The organism is Leeuwenhoekiella sp. A16 (assembly GCF_047946675.1).
Lineage (GTDB): Bacteria > Bacteroidota > Bacteroidia > Flavobacteriales > Flavobacteriaceae > Leeuwenhoekiella.
Map to the genome: position 1 here is coordinate 3,611,726 of NZ_CP172313.1, position 20,811 is coordinate 3,632,536.

At 37.2% G+C, this 20,811-nt stretch carries 17 protein-coding genes; 9 read left to right on the forward strand and 8 right to left on the reverse strand.

Annotated elements, in window-relative coordinates:
• Positions 1-287: 287 nt before the first annotated feature.
• From ACH3O9_RS15805 to ACH3O9_RS15815, 3 genes are all read right to left on the reverse strand, one after another.
• Positions 288-893: a YceI family protein gene (locus ACH3O9_RS15805; RefSeq protein ID WP_416442116.1), complete on the reverse strand. Its 606-nt coding sequence runs from the start codon at positions 891-893 to the stop codon at positions 288-290.
• A 63-nt stretch (positions 894-956) separates the two neighbouring features.
• A complete protein-coding gene (locus tag ACH3O9_RS15810; RefSeq protein ID WP_416442117.1) occupies positions 957-2,228 on the reverse strand; it encodes a hypothetical protein in 1,272 nt (423 codons plus the stop codon).
• A gap of 26 nt (positions 2,229-2,254) precedes the next feature.
• On the reverse strand, positions 2,255-2,845 hold the full coding sequence (locus ACH3O9_RS15815; RefSeq protein ID WP_416442118.1) for a YceI family protein: 591 nt from the start codon (positions 2,843-2,845) through the stop codon (positions 2,255-2,257).
• A 343-nt stretch (positions 2,846-3,188) separates the two neighbouring features.
• Between ACH3O9_RS15815 and ACH3O9_RS15820 the strand changes: the two genes are divergently transcribed.
• Complete coding sequence (locus ACH3O9_RS15820; RefSeq protein WP_416442119.1) at positions 3,189-3,362, forward strand: hypothetical protein; 174 nt, start codon at positions 3,189-3,191, stop codon at positions 3,360-3,362.
• Positions 3,363-3,521: 159 nt separating this feature from the next.
• Here ACH3O9_RS15820 and ACH3O9_RS15825 read toward each other — a convergent pair whose 3' ends face one another.
• Positions 3,522-4,559 carry a zinc-dependent alcohol dehydrogenase family protein gene (locus tag ACH3O9_RS15825; RefSeq protein WP_416442120.1) on the reverse strand — a complete coding sequence of 346 codons (1,038 nt, stop codon included), beginning with the start codon at positions 4,557-4,559 and terminating at the stop codon, positions 3,522-3,524.
• A 35-nt stretch (positions 4,560-4,594) separates the two neighbouring features.
• On the reverse strand, positions 4,595-5,446 hold the full coding sequence (locus tag ACH3O9_RS15830; RefSeq protein WP_416442121.1) for a universal stress protein: 852 nt from the start codon (positions 5,444-5,446) through the stop codon (positions 4,595-4,597).
• Between the two features lie 202 nt (positions 5,447-5,648).
• On the opposite strand from ACH3O9_RS15830, the gene ACH3O9_RS15835 reads away from it, so the two are divergent.
• From ACH3O9_RS15835 to ACH3O9_RS15850, 4 genes are all read left to right on the forward strand, one after another.
• The gene (locus ACH3O9_RS15835; RefSeq protein ID WP_416442122.1) at positions 5,649-6,707 is read left to right on the forward strand and encodes an AI-2E family transporter; all 1,059 of its coding nucleotides are present in this window, start codon (positions 5,649-5,651) and stop codon (positions 6,705-6,707) included.
• 114 nt (positions 6,708-6,821) lie between these two features.
• Entirely contained in the window at positions 6,822-8,573 is a 1,752-nt protein-coding gene (locus ACH3O9_RS15840) for a mechanosensitive ion channel family protein (protein ID WP_416442123.1), read from the forward strand.
• A 315-nt stretch (positions 8,574-8,888) separates the two neighbouring features.
• Positions 8,889-11,984 carry a SusC/RagA family TonB-linked outer membrane protein gene (locus tag ACH3O9_RS15845; protein ID WP_416442124.1) on the forward strand — a complete coding sequence of 1,032 codons (3,096 nt, stop codon included), beginning with the start codon at positions 8,889-8,891 and terminating at the stop codon, positions 11,982-11,984.
• A gap of 3 nt (positions 11,985-11,987) precedes the next feature.
• Positions 11,988-13,484 carry a SusD/RagB family nutrient-binding outer membrane lipoprotein gene (locus ACH3O9_RS15850; RefSeq protein WP_416442125.1) on the forward strand — a complete coding sequence of 499 codons (1,497 nt, stop codon included), beginning with the start codon at positions 11,988-11,990 and terminating at the stop codon, positions 13,482-13,484.
• Here the strand turns inward: ACH3O9_RS15850 and ACH3O9_RS15855 are convergent.
• A complete protein-coding gene (locus ACH3O9_RS15855; protein ID WP_416442126.1) occupies positions 13,481-14,524 on the reverse strand; it encodes an aminotransferase class I/II-fold pyridoxal phosphate-dependent enzyme in 1,044 nt (347 codons plus the stop codon). The two genes, ACH3O9_RS15850 and ACH3O9_RS15855, sit on opposite strands and share 4 nt — an antisense overlap.
• Positions 14,521-15,534: a dipeptide epimerase gene (locus ACH3O9_RS15860; RefSeq protein WP_416442127.1), complete on the reverse strand. Its 1,014-nt coding sequence runs from the start codon at positions 15,532-15,534 to the stop codon at positions 14,521-14,523. The genes ACH3O9_RS15855 and ACH3O9_RS15860 overlap by 4 nt, the downstream gene beginning before the upstream one ends.
• 141 nt (positions 15,535-15,675) lie before the next feature.
• On the opposite strand from ACH3O9_RS15860, the gene ACH3O9_RS15865 reads away from it, so the two are divergent.
• The gene (locus ACH3O9_RS15865; RefSeq protein ID WP_416442128.1) at positions 15,676-16,302 is read left to right on the forward strand and encodes a Crp/Fnr family transcriptional regulator; all 627 of its coding nucleotides are present in this window, start codon (positions 15,676-15,678) and stop codon (positions 16,300-16,302) included.
• A gap of 114 nt (positions 16,303-16,416) precedes the next feature.
• The gene (locus tag ACH3O9_RS15870; protein WP_416442129.1) at positions 16,417-17,211 is read left to right on the forward strand and encodes a sulfite exporter TauE/SafE family protein; all 795 of its coding nucleotides are present in this window, start codon (positions 16,417-16,419) and stop codon (positions 17,209-17,211) included.
• Positions 17,212-17,269: 58 nt separating this feature from the next.
• Here ACH3O9_RS15870 and ACH3O9_RS15875 read toward each other — a convergent pair whose 3' ends face one another.
• Positions 17,270-18,262, reverse strand: coding sequence for an aldo/keto reductase (locus ACH3O9_RS15875; protein WP_416442130.1), 993 nt, complete (start codon positions 18,260-18,262; stop codon positions 17,270-17,272).
• 177 nt (positions 18,263-18,439) lie between these two features.
• On the opposite strand from ACH3O9_RS15875, the gene ACH3O9_RS15880 reads away from it, so the two are divergent.
• Positions 18,440-19,315, forward strand: a complete 876-nt coding sequence (locus tag ACH3O9_RS15880) for a sterol desaturase family protein (RefSeq protein ID WP_416442131.1) — start codon at positions 18,440-18,442, stop codon at positions 19,313-19,315.
• Between the two features lie 81 nt (positions 19,316-19,396).
• On the forward strand, positions 19,397-20,734 hold the full coding sequence (locus ACH3O9_RS15885) for an MBL fold metallo-hydrolase (RefSeq protein ID WP_416442132.1): 1,338 nt from the start codon (positions 19,397-19,399) through the stop codon (positions 20,732-20,734).
• The last annotated feature ends 77 nt before the right edge of the window (positions 20,735-20,811 follow it).

Here is a 20,811-nt window from a genome sequence, read left to right on the forward strand (position 1 = left end):
ATAGAGCTTTATGCAAAAAAAAACAATAGTTGATTACTTAAAAATTGATTTTTAAAGAATAATTTTTTTACCTTTATTTTAATTTTAGATACAATCATTTAGTCTTATTTGACTAGAAATCGGCAATAAGGTGTAACTCCTTTATTAACAGGTCAAAAACATTGATATAACTGGGGTGATAGTTGCCAATAACGTGCTCTCATCCCGACAAAGTTTCAACTAAAAAATCCGCTGAAAATCGATCGATTTCAGCGGATTTTTAGCTTTTTAAGCCACTTTTTCTAAGGCTAATTACTTTGAGAATGGGTAAATCTTTGTATATCTTGAAATTGAGCTGCAATATTAAAATTGATTTCGATATCATCTTTTATAACAATCAATCCAAAAAGCTTTGTAGGCAGTGATAATTCATAATCACTAAGTTTTAAAGAAAGCACACCATTAAAAGTTTGATAATCACCTTCACTTACCACAACAGGAACATTATATTCTTTGTTTTTACCAGCCATTGTTATATTAACCTGTGCTACTAACTTATCTCTATGTATGGTCGCTTTAATTAATTCTAAAGTTATTTCAGGATACTCATCTGTTTTCAATAATTTCTGAAAATCTCTATTTATCCCTTTACTTCCGCAATCAAAACCTTTCGCATTGAGTACAAGGCTGGCATTTTTAAAAGTGATCACGCCATTCTTATCGCAATAAGAAATTAATTGACATGGTTTTAGATAATCAGTATTAAACCTGCAGGTAAACGTATTTACATTGGTTTTGCCTGTTATATTTAACTCACTGCTTTTAAGAACCTCTACAGCTTTTTTAGTATATGAGCTTTGCGCGAAAGCAAATGCGCCACATAGAATCATTAGGAAAAATAGTTTCGATTTCATCTTGATAATTTTTAAAAGGTGAAGAGACATACCTTCTCCCCACCTTTACTCACCAATCATGCTTTAAAAACTTATAGCTGCTTCAAAAGATAAGCCTTTAAAGTTACCGTCATTATGAATGTCTATTACAGGGTAATCATTATAGTCCTGGGTCATGTACTCTATTTTCATCAAGATATTTTTTGTCATAAACCATCCTGCAGCCAGTTGAAAACGATTTACGCTTACATCTGTACCACCTTCCAGTTCCCCGTCAACAAGATTATATCTTCCTCCTACATAAATATTCTCTGTAGGGCCAAAACGGTAAACTAATTCTCCAGAATATTGATTCCAGGTGCGATTATCACTTTCTGTAGATTTTTTACCGGTTGCAGTTTCAAAAATTCCAAAGAACTCTAAGCCTTTATACTTTAAAAATGGATTAATCATTACAGATGTCATTTCATTTTTAAGATCGGGATTAATACGTCCTGCACGAAAACCATCACCTGTGCCATCTGCTGCTGTCATAACATTATAATATCTTGATCCAGAACGGTCACCACTATATAAATAAGCACTTCCGGTTTGATTAGTTTTATAGATAGACCCTGTTAATCGTAGTCTTAGATCTGGTGCTACCGTATTGTCATAGCCTACTTTAGCTAAAAATGAAGGACTTGTAGTTTCAGGATTTGTAACAGCCTGATTTAATTTACCGTTAGTAACACCTAACATTCCTAACCAGCCGTCATTAAAAAGATATACTTCTGCTCCTACTTCAGTAGTAAAGCTATCCATCAAATAATTACCCACAAAAGGATTGTAGAGAGCCATTGCATTATCTGTTCTTCTAAAGTGAGCATCACCGTAGTTATTTTCCATGTGTCCTATTTTAACACGCATATGGTTCATCAATTCTTCCATAAAACCCTTTTGTATAAAATCGAGTTTATCTATTTGAATGTACCCACCTTTTACGTAGGTTTCTGTATGGTGCTGTGATGAAAGATATGTACGCAAGTGCATCCTAACGCCATCGTATAAAGCAACGTCCAGATCAAGATTTGCTGTAGCTAGATTAAAATTATCACCTATATCTTGCAAAACCGGAGTTGCAGTATTACCTGAATTCTCGTGATCAATAGATTGATATTGCAAAGTAGATGCACCTCCTATTCTTACATGAAGACCATCAAAGGTTGTTATAGTATCCTTAGGAGCTTCAAATTGATCTATCCCGCGTTTGTCTGGTTTTCTGTAGTTATCTAAGTCACGCTGACTTTGAGCTTGTACGGCCATTCCAAATAAAAACAGGCAAATAAGACTAAAATATTTTATTGAATTTTTCATGATGTTGATTTTTAAACTGTTAAATATTAATTGGTGAAAGTTGCTTTGAATTTAATTATGACCTTTTCGCCTGTTGTAATGGTGCCAAACAATGCTTTTGGAGGTTCAATTTTATAGTCGGTCATGTTGATTTCTTTCTCTCCGGAGAGTGTAATCTTACTTTGCACGATCTTAGCGTCAAAGACTAAAGAAATAGGCTTAGTAACCCCTGCCAGCATAAGATCTCCTGTGGTATTTACTGTATATTCTCCACTGTTTTTGGCATTAATGCTTTCTACAGATTTTAATTTGTAGGTGATATTTTGATAATCTTTTGTATTGAGAGCTTTAAATGTGTTTTTATCCATCCCGTTCTTGCCGCTCTTTAAGCTCTCTGCCAGAATTGATAAGTCTAATTTGCTAATGCTCTTTAATACATTTCCCTCTTGTTTTACTTCAATTGTTCCCTGCATGTTTTCTACCGTCAGTTCCCAGTCATGTAGGTTAGAAGTACCAAAAACCGCCATTTGCGAAGCTGATTTTTGAAGAGTAAAGGTTTGTGCTAGAAGTGATGCATTGAGACTTAGAAAAGAGATAACCAGAATTGTGGTTAAACGATAAGTACCTAAAATTTTCATGGTGATTGTTTTTAATTATAGGACAAAGTTGCAACCGCAATGAGTCTTATAAAATGACGAATGTCACCTTTGAAATAAATGGTTTAATGAATTTGTTGACTACAACGATTGAATTAAAAAATTCATTTAAAATTCGAAAATCAAGTTGCGTGATATGTAGAAAATAAACACATAAAGCCTGAAATATGGCAAAGAAAAAGGAGGTAAAAACCTCCCTTTTTCTATATAAAATCGCTCTTTTTTAGGCTAATTCTCTGTTTGTTATACCAATTTGGTGTTTATTGAGTTTAAAGAATTTAGCTTAAGCGAAAAGAAAATTTACCCCATTATTTTAAACCCTATCGTGCTAAATAAAAAGCCCAGACTTGCACAAAGAGCGGAAAGCCGGTTTTTATCAAGTTTTGAGATAGGTGCTATATCCTGGAATATTAGATATATAATATCGCCTCTAGAGAATAGCATCAAGGCTGCTGTAGTATCTGGTTTATCTAAAAAAGTAAGCTATAATAACTCCTAAGAATATCGTGATGCCTGATATAAAAGCGCACAGGATTACCAGAACTATATCTTCCATTTTATAATAATAGAAAGAGGCTTCTAATAGGTGAAGTTTTGAGAAACTGAATACATTCAGTGAAAAACCTTCTTTTAGAAAACCTCTCTCGTTATTGACAAATTAATTAGTTAGGATAACTTTTAATGCTTTCTCTTTGGCAGCATTGTCAAAGGTTTCATAGGCATCAATGATATTGTCTAATTTAAAATGATGGGTTATAAGTTGGCTAGGATCAAGTTTACCTGATTGAACATTTTTAAATAACATAGGCGTAGTTTCTGTATCTACTAATCTGGTGGTTATTGTAACATTATGTGACCACAGCGTTTCTAAATGCAGATCAACTTTTTTACCGTGAACCCCAATATTAGCGACGTAACCTCCTGCTGTGACAATTTTGGCACAAAGTTCAAAAGTAGCAGGAACCCCTACCGCTTCTATAGAGGTATCTACTCCCCTGTTCTTAGTTAATTGCATCACTTTTTCTACCGCTTTACCATCTGCGCTGTTGATCGTGTGGGTAGCTCCAAATTTTTTAGCAGCCTCCAGCCTATTATCATCAAGATCAATCATTATTATATTTGCCGGACTAAAAAATTGTGCGGTCAAAAGAGCCGCCATGCCTATAGGTCCTGCTCCTACTATAGCTACAGTGTCACCAGGCTGAACTCTGCCTTTTAAAACCCCACACTCAAAACCTGTAGGTAAAATATCGCTCAACATTACCAGAGAATCTTCATCTGATCCTTCTGGGATAGGATATAAACTGGTTTCAGCATATGGAATGCGTACATATTCTGCCTGAGTGCCATCTATGGTATTACCTAAGATCCAGCCGCCATTTTCACAATGTGAGTACATTGCTTTTCTGCAATATTCACATTTACCACATGCGGTTATACAGGAAATCAATACATGGTCACCTTTTTTAAAGGAGTTTACAGCGCTCCCGGTTTCTTCAATAATGCCCACACCTTCGTGACCAATAATACGCCCATCTGTAACAGTAGGAACATCACCTTTCATAATATGCAAATCTGTACCACAAATTGTGGTTTTACTGATTCTTACAATAGCATCAGTAGGCTCTTTTATTTCAGGTTTTGGTTTTTCTTCCCATGATTTTTCGCCTGGACCATGATAAACAAGTGCTTTCATAATTATAGATTTTAAATGTGAATATTTACATACTTCTAGCCGTTTAAATCATGAAGTGCCAGAATAGGAACTATCATAGCGTTACCCATATCTTTTACCAGTGATTTGGAAAAAATACTATCAAAGAACTTGTGCTTTTTATTGATAAAAGCGATCATTCCGCTCTGTCTGCTCTCTACAAAATGCCTCAACCCTAATTCTACTTCACTGCCTGTGAGCGTATGACATGTATAGTCTATACCTGTGAAAATTTCTTTTAATAATTCTTTGTTTTCTTGCTGCTCACTCGATAATTCATTTGCATTAGTCACATGTAAAATCCTTACCGGAGCATGAGAAATCTTTGATATTTCAATAAGATGATTAAGTTCAGCATGTTTATAATGAGTGGCGTAATTAGTAGGAAATACGATCTCATTAGGATATTTAGACTGGGTATTATGAGGAATTACAAGCACTGGGCAATTGCGTACTTTTTCCATAATACTCACTGTTCTGCTGCCATAAACTAAATTTTGAGAATTGTTCTCGCCTTTAGCACCCATGACAATAAGTTGAATATCTTTTTTTTCGACCTGATCTTTAAGAACATCAAGTAAAGAACCAAATTCTGAATAGAAATGAAATGTATGCGCCCAATCTTTAGGAAGAGATTCCAGATATGTTTTTACAGAATCCATATTGTTTTCTGATGCAGATCGCATTTCATTCAGTGTATCATGATCAGGTTTTGGAATCAATAAACTATCTGCAGAAAAACCTGAACGGTAATAGGCGTTTACTACATAAAACTCACAGACTTTATTGTTATACAACTCTGTAGCATAAATAAGTGCATTAAGTGAGTTTTTAGAAAAATCTATAGGAATTAAAATCTTGGTTTTCATCAGATGGTTTTTAAAATTCCATCAAATTTACAGACCTCAATGCGTATGAAAAATGACAAAGATCATCATCACTTATTAATAATTAAGACCACCTTGTATTCATAAGACCCTTTTCTAATGCTTATTTTTTAGTTCTAACAAACTGTTAAGTAGGTAATAGATTTGATTTTTGTAATTTCTTTCCAGATTTTAAAAATTATATATGAATAAATACTTCAAAATCTTTTGCTACTCCTTTGGTATTATAATTGGGAGCTATTTTTTAATATCGGGATTAATTAAAGCACAATCATTTTTCTCTCCTTTAATCACAGCAGTTGTATTGAGCTTAATCATATTACCTCTTGCAAAAAAAGTTGAAAGGAAACTCTCACGATCTGCCACGGCGCTACTTGCGGCTCTATTTTTCTTCTTGATTTCTTTGGGCTTTGCTGCATTAATTTCTATTCAGATCAAATCTTTTGTAGATGAATGGCCTAACATCAAAGAAACCATGAAACCTAAAGTTGAAAAACTAAAGAACTGGGCGGTACAAACATTACCTATATCTGAAGATGATCTTAAATTAAATCAGGAAAAACAGAAAACACTTACGAGCCAATCATCTGCAGGATCAAAATCAGGAAGCTTACTGGCTGGTATTAGCGGTTTCTTAGGCAATTATCTTCTTACATTTATCTACATATTTTTCCTGCTGAGTTATCGCCATATGTTTAAAGTATTTATTCTACGTGCCTTCCCAGAAAAGAATAGACAGCGCGTTACTACAGCTATTGATAAATCTGCACAGGTCGCTCCCCATTATTTGCAGGGTAAGTTAATTCTTATAGCACTTCTTTCTGTATTATATGCCATTGGCCTGGGAATTTCTGGTGTGAGTAATTTTATGCTTGTGAGTATCTTAGCAGCCATACTTTCTCTCCTGCCCTATATTGGTAATCTCATAGCATTTTTTATAGCCATGAGCCTTGGGTATCTTACATCTGGTGAAACAGGTGTTTTAATAGGTATAGTGCTCACTTTTTCTGTGGCACAGTTTGTAGAAAGTTATGTGCTTGAGCCTTATGTAGTGGGAGATCGTGTAGATCTGCATCCCTTCTTTGTCATTCTTGCAGTAATCATTGGCAACATGATTTGGGGTATCATCGGGATGCTGCTTGCTATACCTCTAGCTGCAATCGTAACGGTTATTTTACTTCATATTCCGCCATTAAAAGATGTGGGAATCCTGTTAAGTAAACATCAGTTTGAAGAAAAATAAGTATATCCAGGGGCGCTGATTTTAGGTGATGAATGAGCGATAATTAGTCGGCTAGAGCCTATTTTAACGTAATTGTAATAAATTTTGAATAAAAATGCGCTTAATTTATGCACAATGAAAATCTTCACTTCCCCCATATTTACGCTTTGGTTAACTTTCAACCTCGTTTTATCTTTCCCTTTAAGGGCTTTTCAGGCCGATACTTCTAAGGTAGAAAAGCATCAGGATTTTCCTCCTTCAGAAGAGACCACCTCACAAACCGGAAATTTTGAACCTAATGCGATAAGAGAGTATAACGAAGCATATTATATACTAAGCCGACTGAATAAAAGTATAGGTCTTCCGCCTAATAAATTTAATTTTCAGTCACCACAGGCTACTCTTGAGCATTTTGTGATCAGCGCCAGAAACGGAAATTATGAAGATGCCGCTTACGCTCTAAATCTCAATTTACTCCCTGACAACACTACTATAGAAGAGGCTGCAGAATTAGCAGAGAAGCTCTATTTCGTATTAAACCAAAGAGTAAAAATAGACTGGAGCGGTCTTTCAGACAGGCCAGATGGTCAAACCGATATTCAGACAACAACTAATCAGGCAATAGCGGGCAACCCGCGCAGAAGTGTAGTTTTTGGTGAGATAGATATTGAGGGGCGGGATGCCGTTCTCAGGTTGCAACGTGTAAAATATAAAGACTTTGGTGCGTTCTGGTTAATTTCTTCAAATACGGTTGAAAATATAGACAGTTTGTATGCGCTGTACGGCCCCAGACAATTAGACCGCATGATGCCAGACTGGGCAAGAATACGTTTATGGAACATGCCTATCTGGAAATTTGCAGGTACTTTAATTCTCATATTATTATCCTATTACTTAGGCAGATTCTGCATCTACATTCTTAAACTAATTTTTAAAAAATCTGGAAAATCGTGGATGAACACAATTGCTAAAAAACTTGCTGTGCCGGCTGGTTTTGCAATAGGTGTTCTCTTTTTTTATGTGACGCTTAATAAGCTTATTTCCTTTGGCGGAACCTTCGCAAGCACACTTTATGCGATTTTACTTATTACCGTAATTGGTGCAATTACCTGGTTTATAATGCGATTTATAGACTCTTTTATGCTCTATCTGGCCGAAAATAAAATAGGTGACACAAATCCCGAAGAAAATTCTGAAGCGCGCATGATGCTAACCTATGTCTCTGTTGCGCGGCGAGTAATTACCTTTCTGGTCATAATTATAGGCGGCTCTGTCATTCTTTCACAATTTAGATCCCTTGAAAAACTGGGTATTTCACTACTGGCTTCTGCCGGAGTTGCAACCGTAATTCTGGGTATTGCGGCACAAAGCACGCTGGGTAATATTATTGCAGGAATTCAAATTGCTCTTACACGCCCGGCTCGTATAGGTGATACCGTAATTATAAATGATGACTGGGGTTATGTAGAAGATATTCGATTTACGTATATGGTAGTTAGAACATGGGATCAACGACGCCTAATTGTACCATTAAAACAGGTGGTAACACAAACTTTTGAAAATTGGTCTATGACAAGTGCACATCAAATTAAGCCGATAATTCTTTATGCTGATTATAGAATAAATGTGCAGGAAGTACGTGATAAATTTGAAGAACTACTCGAGAATTCAGATGATTGGGACCGTGAGAATCCACCCAGCGTGCAAGTTGTAGAGGTCACTGAAAAAGCGATGAAAATAAGAGCGCTTTGTAGTGCTAAAGATGCTTCTACATCCTGGGACTTACATTGCAAATTGCGTGAAGATCTCGTAGCTTTTATCTGTAAACTGGAAGACGGCGCTCATTTATCAAAGTCGCGTCTGCTGTTTGAAAATAAGCCTGAGTAATTCTTGTTCCATTTCCCTTTTTTTATAGAATTTCAAATATTATATATTCTTTTAAATAATATTATATTTCAGGAAAATTGATTGGTTAATTTTTCGCTTTAAGCGAAAAAAACACCTCCCGATTTCACCTCGTAAAAGACGATTTTTAGGTGTAAAATCCCGATTTTTTATTTAAACATTCTAATAATAGGCTTTCAACAAAAAGAGGACCATAAAATTCAATTAATTACCAATCAGAGTTTTTTATGAACAAAAAGTTTTTAATTAAATCTTTTTTGTTCAACTTAGAGGTTATCAACTAACCAAAAAGTAATTATGAAGAACTTTACTTTTGTCTTATTTCTCCTCTTTTCAATTTATAATTCAACCGCACAAATCGTTTCGGGAAAAGTAACAGATGCTGTAGGAATGCCCTTTCCCGGCGTCTCTATTATTATTGAAAAAAATAACACAGGCACTACTACAGATTTTGACGGTAATTACCAGATAAACGCTACTCCTTCTGATATTTTGAAATTTACATATATCGGGATGAAATCACAGGAAATCGCTGTGGGACAGCAAAAAACGATAAATGTTGTACTGCAGGAAGATACACAGCAACTTAACGAAGTTGTTGTAACTGCCCTTGGTATTAAAAAGGAAAAACGATCTGTAGGTTATGCTGTACAAGAAATAGGCAACGATGAGCTTACGCGAAACAGCAACACCGATGTATTAAGTGGGATTCAGGGTAAAGTCGCCGGAGTAACAATAAATTCTACCAGTGGTGCTGCAGGAGCGGGTTCTAGTATAATAATACGTGGTATTACATCCTTAAATCCTTCCGCAAATAATCAGCCATTATTTGTAGTTGATGGTATCCCAATAAGTAACGAGAGCCCTACAGGTAGCGTTTTACCCAGTACAGGTTCTAATGCTCCGTCATCATCAGAGCAATTCTCTTTTACAAACCGTAGTGCAGACCTCAACCCCAATGATATTGAAAGCGTATCTATACTAAAAGGTCCGGCAGCTACTGCTTTGTATGGCGTACGAGCCGCTAACGGGGTTGTCGTCATTACAACAAAGAAAGGAGCCAGCGGTGAGATGACATTTAATCTAAAAAGTACAGTTGGTTTTAACGAAGTAAGTAAAACTCCTGATGTGCAGAAGACTTGGCGAGAAGGACGTGCCGGTGAAATTGTTTCTGTACCCAACATTAATTCGCCTACAGGTTACGATTATTTAAATGGGAATACATTCGGTTTTTGGTCTCTGGGACCGAAATATGCCCCAAATGAACCGATTTATGACAATTTCAGGGATTTATTTAGAAAAGGATATCAGTCTACAAATTCTTTCAGTTTAAGTGGCGGTGGCGATAGCTACACCTATTTTGGCTCACTTTCTCGCTCTGATGAAGAAGGGATTGTACCTAATACAGATTATGACCGCACAACGATAAAACTTTCCGGGACGGTAAACATCACAGATAAATTTAGCATAGAACCTTCTTTTTCTTACATATATTCTGATGGTAGATTGCCTAATGGTGGCGATAAGTCAATTATGAGTTCGCTTTCTTACTGGTCACCTACTATAGACGTGAATGATTATTTATTACCCGATGGAACAGAGAAAAACTATACCGCCGGCGTTGCTGATAATCCACGTTATTTTGCTGAAGTTAGTTATTTAGACAGCAAAGTAAACCGCATCCTGTCTAATATGAAACTGAACTATCAAATCGCAGATTGGGTTACGGTTCAATATCAATTAGGTATAGATAATTACCACGATGAGCGCTACAGATTTGTCCCGCCAGATATCGACCCTGGTTCTGCTACAGGCGGTTTTATTGTGAACGAAGGTTTAAATTATAACGAAATAACATCTAATCTTTTTGTGACTTTTGATAGGAAGATCAACGAAGATCTTACAGCTACTTTACTGCTGGGAAATCAAATTTCAGATATAGAATCAAAACGACTTACTAATCGCGCAGAAGGTCTCAATCCTGACAATCTCAACGCATACGATGAAGCAACAAATTATTTTAATGACATAGGCGGAAGCGAAAGAAAAATTGTAGGTGTATTTGGCGATCTTCGGCTTGATTATAAAAGCACACTCTACCTTAACGCCACAGGAAGAAATGACTGGTCTTCCACCCTTCCTAAAGAGAACAGAAGCTTTTTCTATCCTTCTGTAAGTTTGAGTTACGTACTTTCTCAAACCCTTCAGGACACAGGAACCTTACCAGATTTTTTAAGTTATGCAAAGCTAAGAGCCTCGTACGCAGAAGTTGGTAAAGATGCGCCACCGTATGTGGGTGTTTATTATGACAGACCTTCTAATTTTCCTTATGGTGATATTGATGGGTATTCCCGCGATAGTCAGGGAGGTTCGGCAGTTTTAAAACCAGAACGTACAACTTCGTATGAGTTTGGTGGCGAATTCAGATTCTTTAATAACCGTTTTGGTTTTGATGTAACGTATTACAAACAAAATAGTAAAGACCAGATCCTGCCGGTTCCGGTAGCTCAATCTTCCGGGTTTGATACGTTTGTGCTCAATGCCGGGGAGATAGAAAATAAAGGTATAGAAACTTTAGTAAATATAACCCCCATAAAAACCAATGATTTTCAATGGGATATCACCTTAAACTGGTCAAAAGTTGATGCAGAAGTACTTTCTCTACCTGCAGGTATAGACGAGATTATTTTTGCTGATAGCGGTTTTGCAGGTATAGTTTCTAAACTTCAGGTAGGCGGCGCTCCAGGTGACCTCTTTGGTTATACCTGGGCTTATGATGATGCAGGTAACAGGATAATAGGTGATGACGGCTTTCCTCATGTAGTTGCCCGTAGTCCATCAGATCTGGTAAAAGTAGGAAATGCGATGCCAGATTGGTTAGGAAGCATAGGCAGTACAATAAGCTATAAAGATTTGTCTCTTTCATTTTTATTTGAACGAAAAGAAGGCGGGGAAATATATGATTCTGGTCAACGCAACAGCATACGTAACGGTGTGGTTGCTATTACCGAACAACGTGAAGACGGCGTTATTCTTGACGGAGTTCTCGCCGATGGTACACCAAATAATATTCCTGTAAATATTGATGAGAATTACTACCGCAGTTCTGATATTTATAACCGTGCTGCAGAAATTCTTGTTGAGGACGCTTCCTGGTGGCGCCTGCGCAATGTGACTTTATCTTATAGTTTACCAAACAGAATACTTAATCAAATCCCATTTAACAGGGTAACATTTAGCTTTACGGGAACTAATTTGTGGATTGATACACCTTTTAGAGGTTACGATCCTGAAGGAAGCCAGTTTAGCGCGGGAACTAACGCCTATGGTTTTACCGGACTCAATATTCCCAATACCAGATCGTATCTCTTTGGTGTAAACCTAAATTTTTAGACTATGAAAGCAGTTAAATATATATTCATCTTATTAAGTGTCACCGCAATTTTTACAGCCTGCGATGATTATCTGGGCGATAATGTTGATCCTAATAAAGAGCAGACAGATGCGATTGCTCCGGCAGACATGCTGCCAACTTCTATTTACTACACCTCTTCAGGATTCTATCAGGTTGCATCAAGCATGTGTCAAATTTCGCAACAGCTTGCTTCTTATTTTCAACCTGGTGCAGATACACAGGAGGAAACTCAAATAGCAGGCGCATGGAGTTCTATTTATTTGCAGGCGTTACCCGATATAAATACATTATCTGAAAAAGCCGAAAACGAGAACGCATCTCATTACTCTGGTATTGCCAAAATATTGCAGGCTGTAAATCTGGGGCTGGCAACGGATCAATGGGGTGATGTTCCGGCTTCTATGGCGACAATGGGTGAAGGAGATTTTACACCTTCATTTAATCCACAAGAGCAGGTTTATGATCAAATAAATACTTTGCTCGATGATGCTATTAGCCTGCTGGGAGCCAGTGATAGTTCTGGGATGACTCCGGGAGACGATGATCTTATTTACGGCGGTGATACGGCAAAATGGATTAAAGCAGCTTATTTCTTAAAAGCCAGATATGCCATTCATTTAAGCGAAATTGATCAAAGTGCAGCTGTTTCTCAGGCATTAAGTGCAATACCAAACGCGTTCTCTTCAAACGCCGATGATTTTCAATTAGTTTACAACACACGAAATTTCAACTTATGGAACAGTGGCGTTGTTCTACCGAACAATACCGGAAATTTTTCCGTCTTGGCTTCAGATCAACTCATTAGTTTAATGAATGGTTCTGCAATCCCATTCTCTTCTATAGAAATGGACCCAAGATTGCCAAAAATTGTGACTATTGGTGATGACGACGACGAATATCTGGGTGCCATAAATGGTTCTGGCGGGGTACATGAATTTGGTGATCCTAACATAGGTGCAAATACAAATCTGGGTGCAGATAATTATTATTCGTCTCAAACAGCTCCTATTGTGATGGGAAGTTATGCCGAATTAAAATTTATTCAGGCGGAAGCATTATTTCTTCAGAATGGCGGCACCTCAACTTCTGTAGGAGCCACCGCTGCCGCTTATATTGCTTACATGGAAGGTATTCAGGCAAATATGGATAAACTGGGAGTTTCTGCCACTGACAGTGCTGCTTATATAACCGATGCTTCTGTAGATGTAGGCGCTGGTAATCTTACCCTGGCTTTGATCATGAGAGAGAAATTTATTGCCACTTTTCTAAATCCTGAATCGTTTGTTGATCTAAGAAGATATGACTTTAATCCTGCGGTGTTCATTGGTTTGGAATTACCCGAAAATCATAACGCTGCTCTTAACGGCCAATGGATAAGAAGAGCGCAATATCCCTCTTCTGAACAAACTCGAAACGGTGATGAAGTCAATGCCGTTATTAAACCGATTGACGAAGGCGTCTGGTGGGATGCAGATTAGAATTGATTTATAAGAGTAGTAAGCTTATAGATATCTTCAGGCGTATGTCCTGCTGAAATGACTATTTTATTGACAACAGGAGAATCTTCCTGTGGGTAAGCAAAACTGGTTGCTATTATACCATTATCGGCCAAAAAGAGGGATAAATCAGTGTTTTTATGGCTAAAAACGGGATGATTTTTTAATTGCACGAATTGATCGAAATTCTTGCATTTGGTTTTGAACCGTGAAATGTTTTCCTGTAGTTTTTTTCGCTGCTGCGAAAAAATAGCCTGTGATTGCAATAAAGTAGCAATATTTGCAGGAGAAGCCGGACTACCGCCACCAAAAACAGCTGTGTTTTTTAATTCGTCAATTCTCTTTTTTGTACCTAGGATAGCACCTGCAGAAATGCCGAGACTTTTTCCCAGCGAAAAACAAATCAGCAGTTCTTTAGGATTCAGGGTATTTAAATAATTATAAACTCCACCGCCATCCTCGCCTATTATTCCTATACCGTGAGAATCATCTGCAATTAGAATCACTTCATCCAGCGGAAGCGTTTTTAGTCCGGTAAAATCAGGATAATTCAGTCCACTGAATTCTATAGCATCAAGCAAAACAACAGGTTGAACTTTTGAATTGGTTTCAGTATGATTTCTCAATGCTAGATTCAGGCTTTCATAATCACTGTATTCTTCAATGTTAGAATTATAGAGCGCAGAATGTGTATGTGGCGCATAAAACAATTTGTAAGCTGAATTATCAAAATGTCCAGCAACGAGTTGGCCAGCCAAATACCCCGATGACAAAGTAACTGCAGCTTCAGCACCTGTGATTTCTGCTAAATAATCTTCAGCCTCCTCATAGATAGAAAACTGAACATTTGCCTTTCGAGAAGCGCCATAATTGGTTCCGAATTTCCTGATATTTTCGATAAGAATATCCTGAAAGGCCGTATGGTATTGCAAACCTAAATAGGAAGTCCCACCAAAGTAGAGATACGTTTTATCATCAATTATAACTTCTCTGCCCGGGAATGTGTCTATAAAATTTATCATTCCCATAACGTAATTCCGCTACCGCCAATTTCCGGGAAGATCACTTTACCGTCACTTTCTATCTTGACTCCACCTGCAATGTCCTCCTTCAACAGCATTGCACCATCCATATCAACAAAATCCAGTTGTGGCAACAGTTGCGCAATTGCCGAAATGCCCACAGTACTTTCTGTCATGCAACCCACCATTACTTTTAAACCTAGTTTTTTGGCTCTTTTAATCATGCGCAACGCTGGTGTTAATCCGCCACATTTAGTGAGCTTTATATTTATACCATCAAAATAGGGAGCGCACTTCTCAACATCATGTTCTACAATGCAACTTTCATCTGCAATAACTGGTAAAGCACATTTCGTTTTTAAAACCTGCATTCCGTCCCAATTATCAGCTTTAAGTGGTTGCTCCAGAAATTCTACCCCCAAATCCTTAAGTTTTATGGCATTTTCTACAGCTTCTTCCGGTTGCCAGGCACAATTTGCATCTACTCTAAAAACAGCATCGGTGTGTTTTCTAAGTTCTTCTATTATTTGCACGTCTTCATGAGTACCCAATTTCACTTTATAAATGGGCCATGGTTTTTCTTTCATTTTAGCAACCATTTTTTCAATAGAATCCAGACCAATGGTATAGTTAGTGACAGGATATTTTTCGTTAGAAGTTTTCCAAATTTCATACAAAGGTTTGTCCTGAAGCTTTCCATACAGATCATGAGCCGCAAGGTCTAAAGCGCAAATACTAAAGTTGCTTAGTTTTTTTTCGATCAAAAAATCATGAAAAATCTCCGGAGTTGTAAACGGAAAGCTTTCAATTAAATGCCTTATCGCTTCTATTTCCTGCTGCATGCTTTCAAAAGTGATCTCGTAATAGGGATTAGAAGTAGCTTCACCGTATCCGGTTTTTCCGTCTAGCGAAAGACAGGCTATTAAAGTATCTTGAAAGTCATGCGATTCTCGCGAAATGGTAAAAGTATGTTTTAACGGAAGTACGTATTTCTTAAGCTGAAGCTGCATATTTTGATTTTAGACTAAGATATTGAATCCATAACTATTTGTGCGGCGAACTGCCTACAATTTGTATGTAATATTAATTTATAAAGACAATCATTTAAACAAATAGTACTTTTGAAAAAGCATAACTCAAATTGGCCAACAATGAATGAAGATCTGAAAGCATACGCCCACCTTTTTGAAAATGAATTGTTAGAAGAAATAAGTGAAGTAGGTGTACAAAAACATATAGCTGAAGGTGAAAAACTCATGGAAATAGGCCAATATGTAACTGCAATGCCGTTACTAATTTCTGGAGCGATCAAAATATTACGAGAGGATAAAGAGGGTGATGAACTTCTGCTTTACTTCCTTGAAAAAGGCGATACTTGTGCCATGACCCTAAGTTGCTGCATGGGCCAAACAAAAAGTGAGATACGCGCAATCGCAGAATTAGATACAGAATTGATTATGATCCCCATTCAAAAAATGGAAGAATGGACGGCAAACTATAAGAGTTGGCGCAATTTTGTTTTTGAAAGTTACCACACCCGCCTCATGGAAATGCTTGACACAATTGACAGCATCGCCTTTTTAAATATGGATGAAAGGCTCCTGAAATACCTCAGCGACAAAGTTAAGATCACAAAAGACAACGTAATAAACAGCACGCATCAGGATATCGCTTATGAACTGCATACATCCCGAGTTGTGATCTCCAGGTTGCTAAAAGCACTTGAAAACAGAGGCAAGATAAAATTACACCGCAACAAAATAGAAGTCTTGTTTTAATCTACAGAACTTACATTTTTAGAGTTTCATAATTTTTTGCCATATTTATGCTTTGTAACCTTTGTTACTGCAAAAGCTTTGCAAGGCATATACTTTTGTGCTATAAATTATGATATGGAAGTAACAGCAATACTGGGTTATATTGGGGCTTTATTTATAGGGCTTGTATTGGGACTTATTGGCGGTGGCGGCTCTATTCTTACCGTTCCTATCTTAGTTTATCTTCTGGCACTTAATCCGGTGGTGGCGACTGCTTACTCCTTATTTGTTGTTGGCTCTTCTTCACTCGTAGGTGCTGTGCAGAACATGCAAAAGGGTTTAGTTAAATATAAAGTTGCCGCAGTTTTTGCTCTACCCGCGTTTATCGCGGTCTATTTAACCAGACGTTATCTGGTACCTGCATTTCCTGATGTATTATTCAGTTTCAATTCTATTACCGTAACAAAAGATATTGGGATCATGGTATTTTTTGCAATCGTAATGATACTTGCTTCTTATGCCATGATCAAAAACAATAAGAAGAAAAAGGAGTGTGTAGATTGTAAAATGAATTATCCTATCATTCTCATTTACGGGCTATTTATTGGTATAATTACGGGGATTTTAGGCGCTGGAGGCGGATTTTTAATAATACCCGCTTTAGTTTTACTTGCCGGTTTACCTATGAAAGAAGCTGTGGCGACTTCTTTATTAATAATAGCAGTTAATTCACTTATCGGTTTTCTGGGAGACGTACAAAATCTTACCATTGACTGGGCTTTCTTAGGCATTTTCACAGGTATTTCAATTATTGGGATCTTTTTAGGCATCTGGCTCAATAAATTTATTAACGAAAGTAAATTGAAGAAAATCTTTGGGTGGTTTGTACTACTAATGGGTATTTATATTATCTATAAAGAGTTGATATAATGAAAAAGTCCTGAGTTTATTACTCAGGACTCATAAGTATTTTCTGTGTGAATAGAATTTAAGCAGGTACACTGTCTTGCTCTTCCAGAATACCCTCTTTAGTTAAATCTTGCCAGAATGCTTCTGGTATTTCTACGTCAAAAGCAGCAATGTTTTGTTTTACCTGATCCGGTTTGCTGGCTCCTGCCAATACAGTTGAAACTGCTTCTGGCGCATACGAGAATTGTAAAGAAGCATCTACAAGGTCTACATTATGCTTTTTAGCTATACGCCTGGCTGTTTCATAACGCTCTTTGATATCATCGGGCATTTTACCCCAGTAATTATAGCGTCCCTTACCAGCCAATAATCCTGCATTAAAAGGCGCTGCAATTATAAGATCTGCATCGCTGTTCTCGATGGCAGGCAATAATTTTTCTTTAGCCTCTTTATGTTCTACTATAGAATATTGAATTGCACATAAAAATATATCAGGATCTGCAACCTCAAGAGTTCTCAAAATAGGTTCTATGGTATTTACTCCCAGTCCCCATCCTTGTATAAGACCTTCATCTCTCATTTTAGACAATTCTGGCATTGCACCATTTTTGGCAATCTCAAACTGCTTTTCCCATCCTCCTGGCAGATCTTCATCGTTATCTGGTGACAAATCATGTATAAAAACATAGTCTAGTCGCTCTACTCCTAATCGCTGCAGGCTGTCTTCTATAGATCTACGCACACCGGCTGCGGTATAATCGTATTTATAGGCAAAAGGTGAAGGTTCATTCCACATAGATTCAGGGACATCTTTAGTAGGATATAAAATGCGCCCCACTTTTGAAGAAAGCAAATATTCTTCGCGCTTCTTATTGTGTAAAAAATGACCGAATCTTCTTTCGCTCAGCCCAAAGCCGTAAAAAGGAGAAGTATCATAATACCTTACCGCTGCTTCCCAGGCTGCTTCCAGCGTTTCTTCAGCCTGTTTGTCTGTCACAACCTCAAAGCAATTGCCTATTGGCACGCCACCAAGTCCGTACTTATGTTCTGCTCCTAATTTTGTCTTTTTCATAGTTGGATATTTTTTAGGTTTGTCCCTTAAAATTAAGCACAAAAAGGGCGATAAAAGAGTATTTATCTGGCTATAACAAAACTGTAACATTACTTAACCCTGCAGAAGGTATTGTTTCTAGAATCAACTTTTAAATTGTTAAATAATTCTATTTTTGCAAAACTAAAATGAGAACTCTTGTCTAAATACTTCAATATAATAATAGACTCTTTTGTAGGGTACTTCTATTATCTTATTGATGAGATCACAAACCCGTCATGGACCAACTATTTCTATTGGCTCCTGGCACTCTCAATTCTGGTTTTTCTTATTGAGATAATCTTACCCTGGCGCACAAAACAACCCATTTTTAGAAAGGGATTTTGGCTTGATGCTTTTTATATCCTTTTCAATTTCTTTTTATTTTCTCTCGTAGGTTATAATGCGATTTCTAATGTAGGAGTCGAGGTTTTTAATGATTTTCTGGCGATTTTTGGTGTGGAGAATATAGTCGCATTTCACGTAAATACGCTTCCGGTATGGTCGCAGTTGCTTATTATGTTTATCATTGCAGATTTTATACAATGGAATGTGCACCGCATGCTACACCGTGTTCCCTGGATGTGGAGGTTTCATAAAGTACATCACAGCGTAAAAGAAATGGGTTTTGCAGCGCAATTCCGTTTTCACTTTATGGAAACTATTATCTATAAATCTATACAGTACATTCCGCTGGCCATGATAGGTTTTGGCATTGAGCAATTTTTTGTAATTCATATGCTCGCCGTTTTCATAGGTCATTTAAATCACGCCAATGTAAATTGGAATTATGGCAAGTTGGGATATATTTTTAACAATCCAAACATGCACATCTGGCATCACGCAAAAGAATTACCACCTAATCATAAATACGGTATGAACTACGGTTTAAGCCTGAGTATTTGGGATTACTTGTTTGGCACAGCTTACGTTCCTGAAAGCGGTAGAAATATAGAAATAGGTTTTAATGGAGATGAGAATTTCCCCAAAGACTTTAAGAACCAGCTTACCTACCCTTTTAAAAAACAAAACTGAAATAATAGCAATCTGTAACTAAAGTTACTGTGGCATACACATAACCACAATATTTTTGCTCTAAAGAATAAAACTTACATCATGTTGATAAAACAATTTGAATATAAACCGTTATCGCACTACTCTTACGCAATTATTAGTGAGGGCCAGATGGCACTTGTAGATCCAGAGCGTGATCCCATGCATTACTACGCTTTCGCGGAAGCGCACAACGCAGAGATAGTAGCGATTTTTGAAACGCACCCGCATGCAGATTTTGTAAGTGCGCATTTGCAAATACATAAAGAAACCGGAGCAACTATTTACGCAAGTAAATTATTAGGAGCAGATTATGAGCACACCTCTTTTGACGATGGTTCATCTTTAAAAATGGGAAATGTTACTTTTAAAGGAATAAATACTCCCGGGCATTCACCAGACAGTATTACTATTGTGGCAGAAGATGGTGATCGCACAGCCTTATTTACTGGAGATACCTTATTCATAGGCGATGTAGGCCGCCCTGATTTACGTGAAAACGCAGGCAATATGCGAGCAAAACGTCTTGAACTTGCAAAAGAAATGTATAAAAGCATTACGACGAAGTTTAATGATCTGCCTGATGAATCTTTGATCTATCCTGCTCATGGTGCGGGAAGTCTATGTGGTAAGAACCTGAGTGCAGATTCTTCTAGTACTTTAGGCAATGAGCGCATGGGCAACTGGGCTTTTAAAGATCAAACCGAACAGGAATTTATTGATACTATACTAGACTCACAGCCATTCATCCCTCATTATTTTGGTTTTGATGTTGATATCAATAAAACCGGTGCACAAAATTTAAATGAAAGCATCGCCGGCATTCCGCTTCAAGTAAATATTAACGAAGTAGGGCAAGGTTTATTGGTTATAGATACCCGTGATGAGGCCCATTTTAAAACCAAACATTTACCGGGAAGCATCAATATAATGGCAGTTTCAGATACTGCCAAATTTGAAACCTGGTTAGGATCTATCGTTCAGCCTAAAGAAGAATTTGTTCTTGTGGTAGACAGCATAGAGAACGCATGGAAATTGCTTAATCGCGTAGCGAAAATAGGTTATGAATCTCAAATAAAACTGGTAGCAACTCTTAAGGATGAAAAGATCGTTTCTTCAGATAATTTTGAGTTAGATTCTTTTAAAGAAAATCCCGATTCATATACAATCATAGATATTCGCAATCCCAGCGAGACTGAAGAAGGTAAATTCTTTGAGAATGCCATTACTATCCCGTTAAATGAGCTACGGGAAAAAACAGATGAAATACCCACAGACAAACCTATTGTTGTGCATTGTGCAGGTGGTTATCGCAGTGCGGCAGGAAGCAGTATTGTAGACAAAGCAATAGATAAAGTACCTGTTTACGACCTTAGTGAGAACGTAAAACAGTTTAGCTAGAACATTTAAAATACTCTTGATGAAAGCAGTTGTAGAACTACCCTAAAAAGTAGCAATACAACTGCTTTTTTTATGCA

Excerpts from the sequence above, each read along its gene's own strand:
- ACH3O9_RS15805 (WP_416442116.1), bottom strand. The coding sequence starts at position 893 with ATGAAATCGAAACTATTTTTCCTAATGATTCTATGTGGCGCATTTGCT.
- ACH3O9_RS15810 (WP_416442117.1), bottom strand. The coding sequence starts at position 2,228 with ATGAAAAATTCAATAAAATATTTTAGTCTTATTTGCCTGTTTTTATTT.
- ACH3O9_RS15815 (WP_416442118.1), bottom strand. The coding sequence starts at position 2,845 with ATGAAAATTTTAGGTACTTATCGTTTAACCACAATTCTGGTTATCTCT.
- ACH3O9_RS15825 (WP_416442120.1), bottom strand. The coding sequence starts at position 4,559 with ATGAAAGCACTTGTTTATCATGGTCCAGGCGAAAAATCATGGGAAGAA.
- ACH3O9_RS15830 (WP_416442121.1), bottom strand. The coding sequence starts at position 5,446 with ATGAAAACCAAGATTTTAATTCCTATAGATTTTTCTAAAAACTCACTT.
- ACH3O9_RS15835 (WP_416442122.1), top strand. The coding sequence starts at position 5,649 with ATGAATAAATACTTCAAAATCTTTTGCTACTCCTTTGGTATTATAATT.
- ACH3O9_RS15840 (WP_416442123.1), top strand. The coding sequence starts at position 6,822 with ATGAAAATCTTCACTTCCCCCATATTTACGCTTTGGTTAACTTTCAAC.
- ACH3O9_RS15845 (WP_416442124.1), top strand. The coding sequence starts at position 8,889 with ATGAAGAACTTTACTTTTGTCTTATTTCTCCTCTTTTCAATTTATAAT.
- ACH3O9_RS15850 (WP_416442125.1), top strand. The coding sequence starts at position 11,988 with ATGAAAGCAGTTAAATATATATTCATCTTATTAAGTGTCACCGCAATT.
- ACH3O9_RS15855 (WP_416442126.1), bottom strand. The coding sequence starts at position 14,524 with ATGATAAATTTTATAGACACATTCCCGGGCAGAGAAGTTATAATTGAT.
- ACH3O9_RS15860 (WP_416442127.1), bottom strand. The coding sequence starts at position 15,534 with ATGCAGCTTCAGCTTAAGAAATACGTACTTCCGTTAAAACATACTTTT.
- ACH3O9_RS15865 (WP_416442128.1), top strand. The coding sequence starts at position 15,676 with ATGAATGAAGATCTGAAAGCATACGCCCACCTTTTTGAAAATGAATTG.
- ACH3O9_RS15870 (WP_416442129.1), top strand. The coding sequence starts at position 16,417 with ATGGAAGTAACAGCAATACTGGGTTATATTGGGGCTTTATTTATAGGG.
- ACH3O9_RS15875 (WP_416442130.1), bottom strand. The coding sequence starts at position 18,262 with ATGAAAAAGACAAAATTAGGAGCAGAACATAAGTACGGACTTGGTGGC.
- ACH3O9_RS15885 (WP_416442132.1), top strand. The coding sequence starts at position 19,397 with ATGTTGATAAAACAATTTGAATATAAACCGTTATCGCACTACTCTTAC.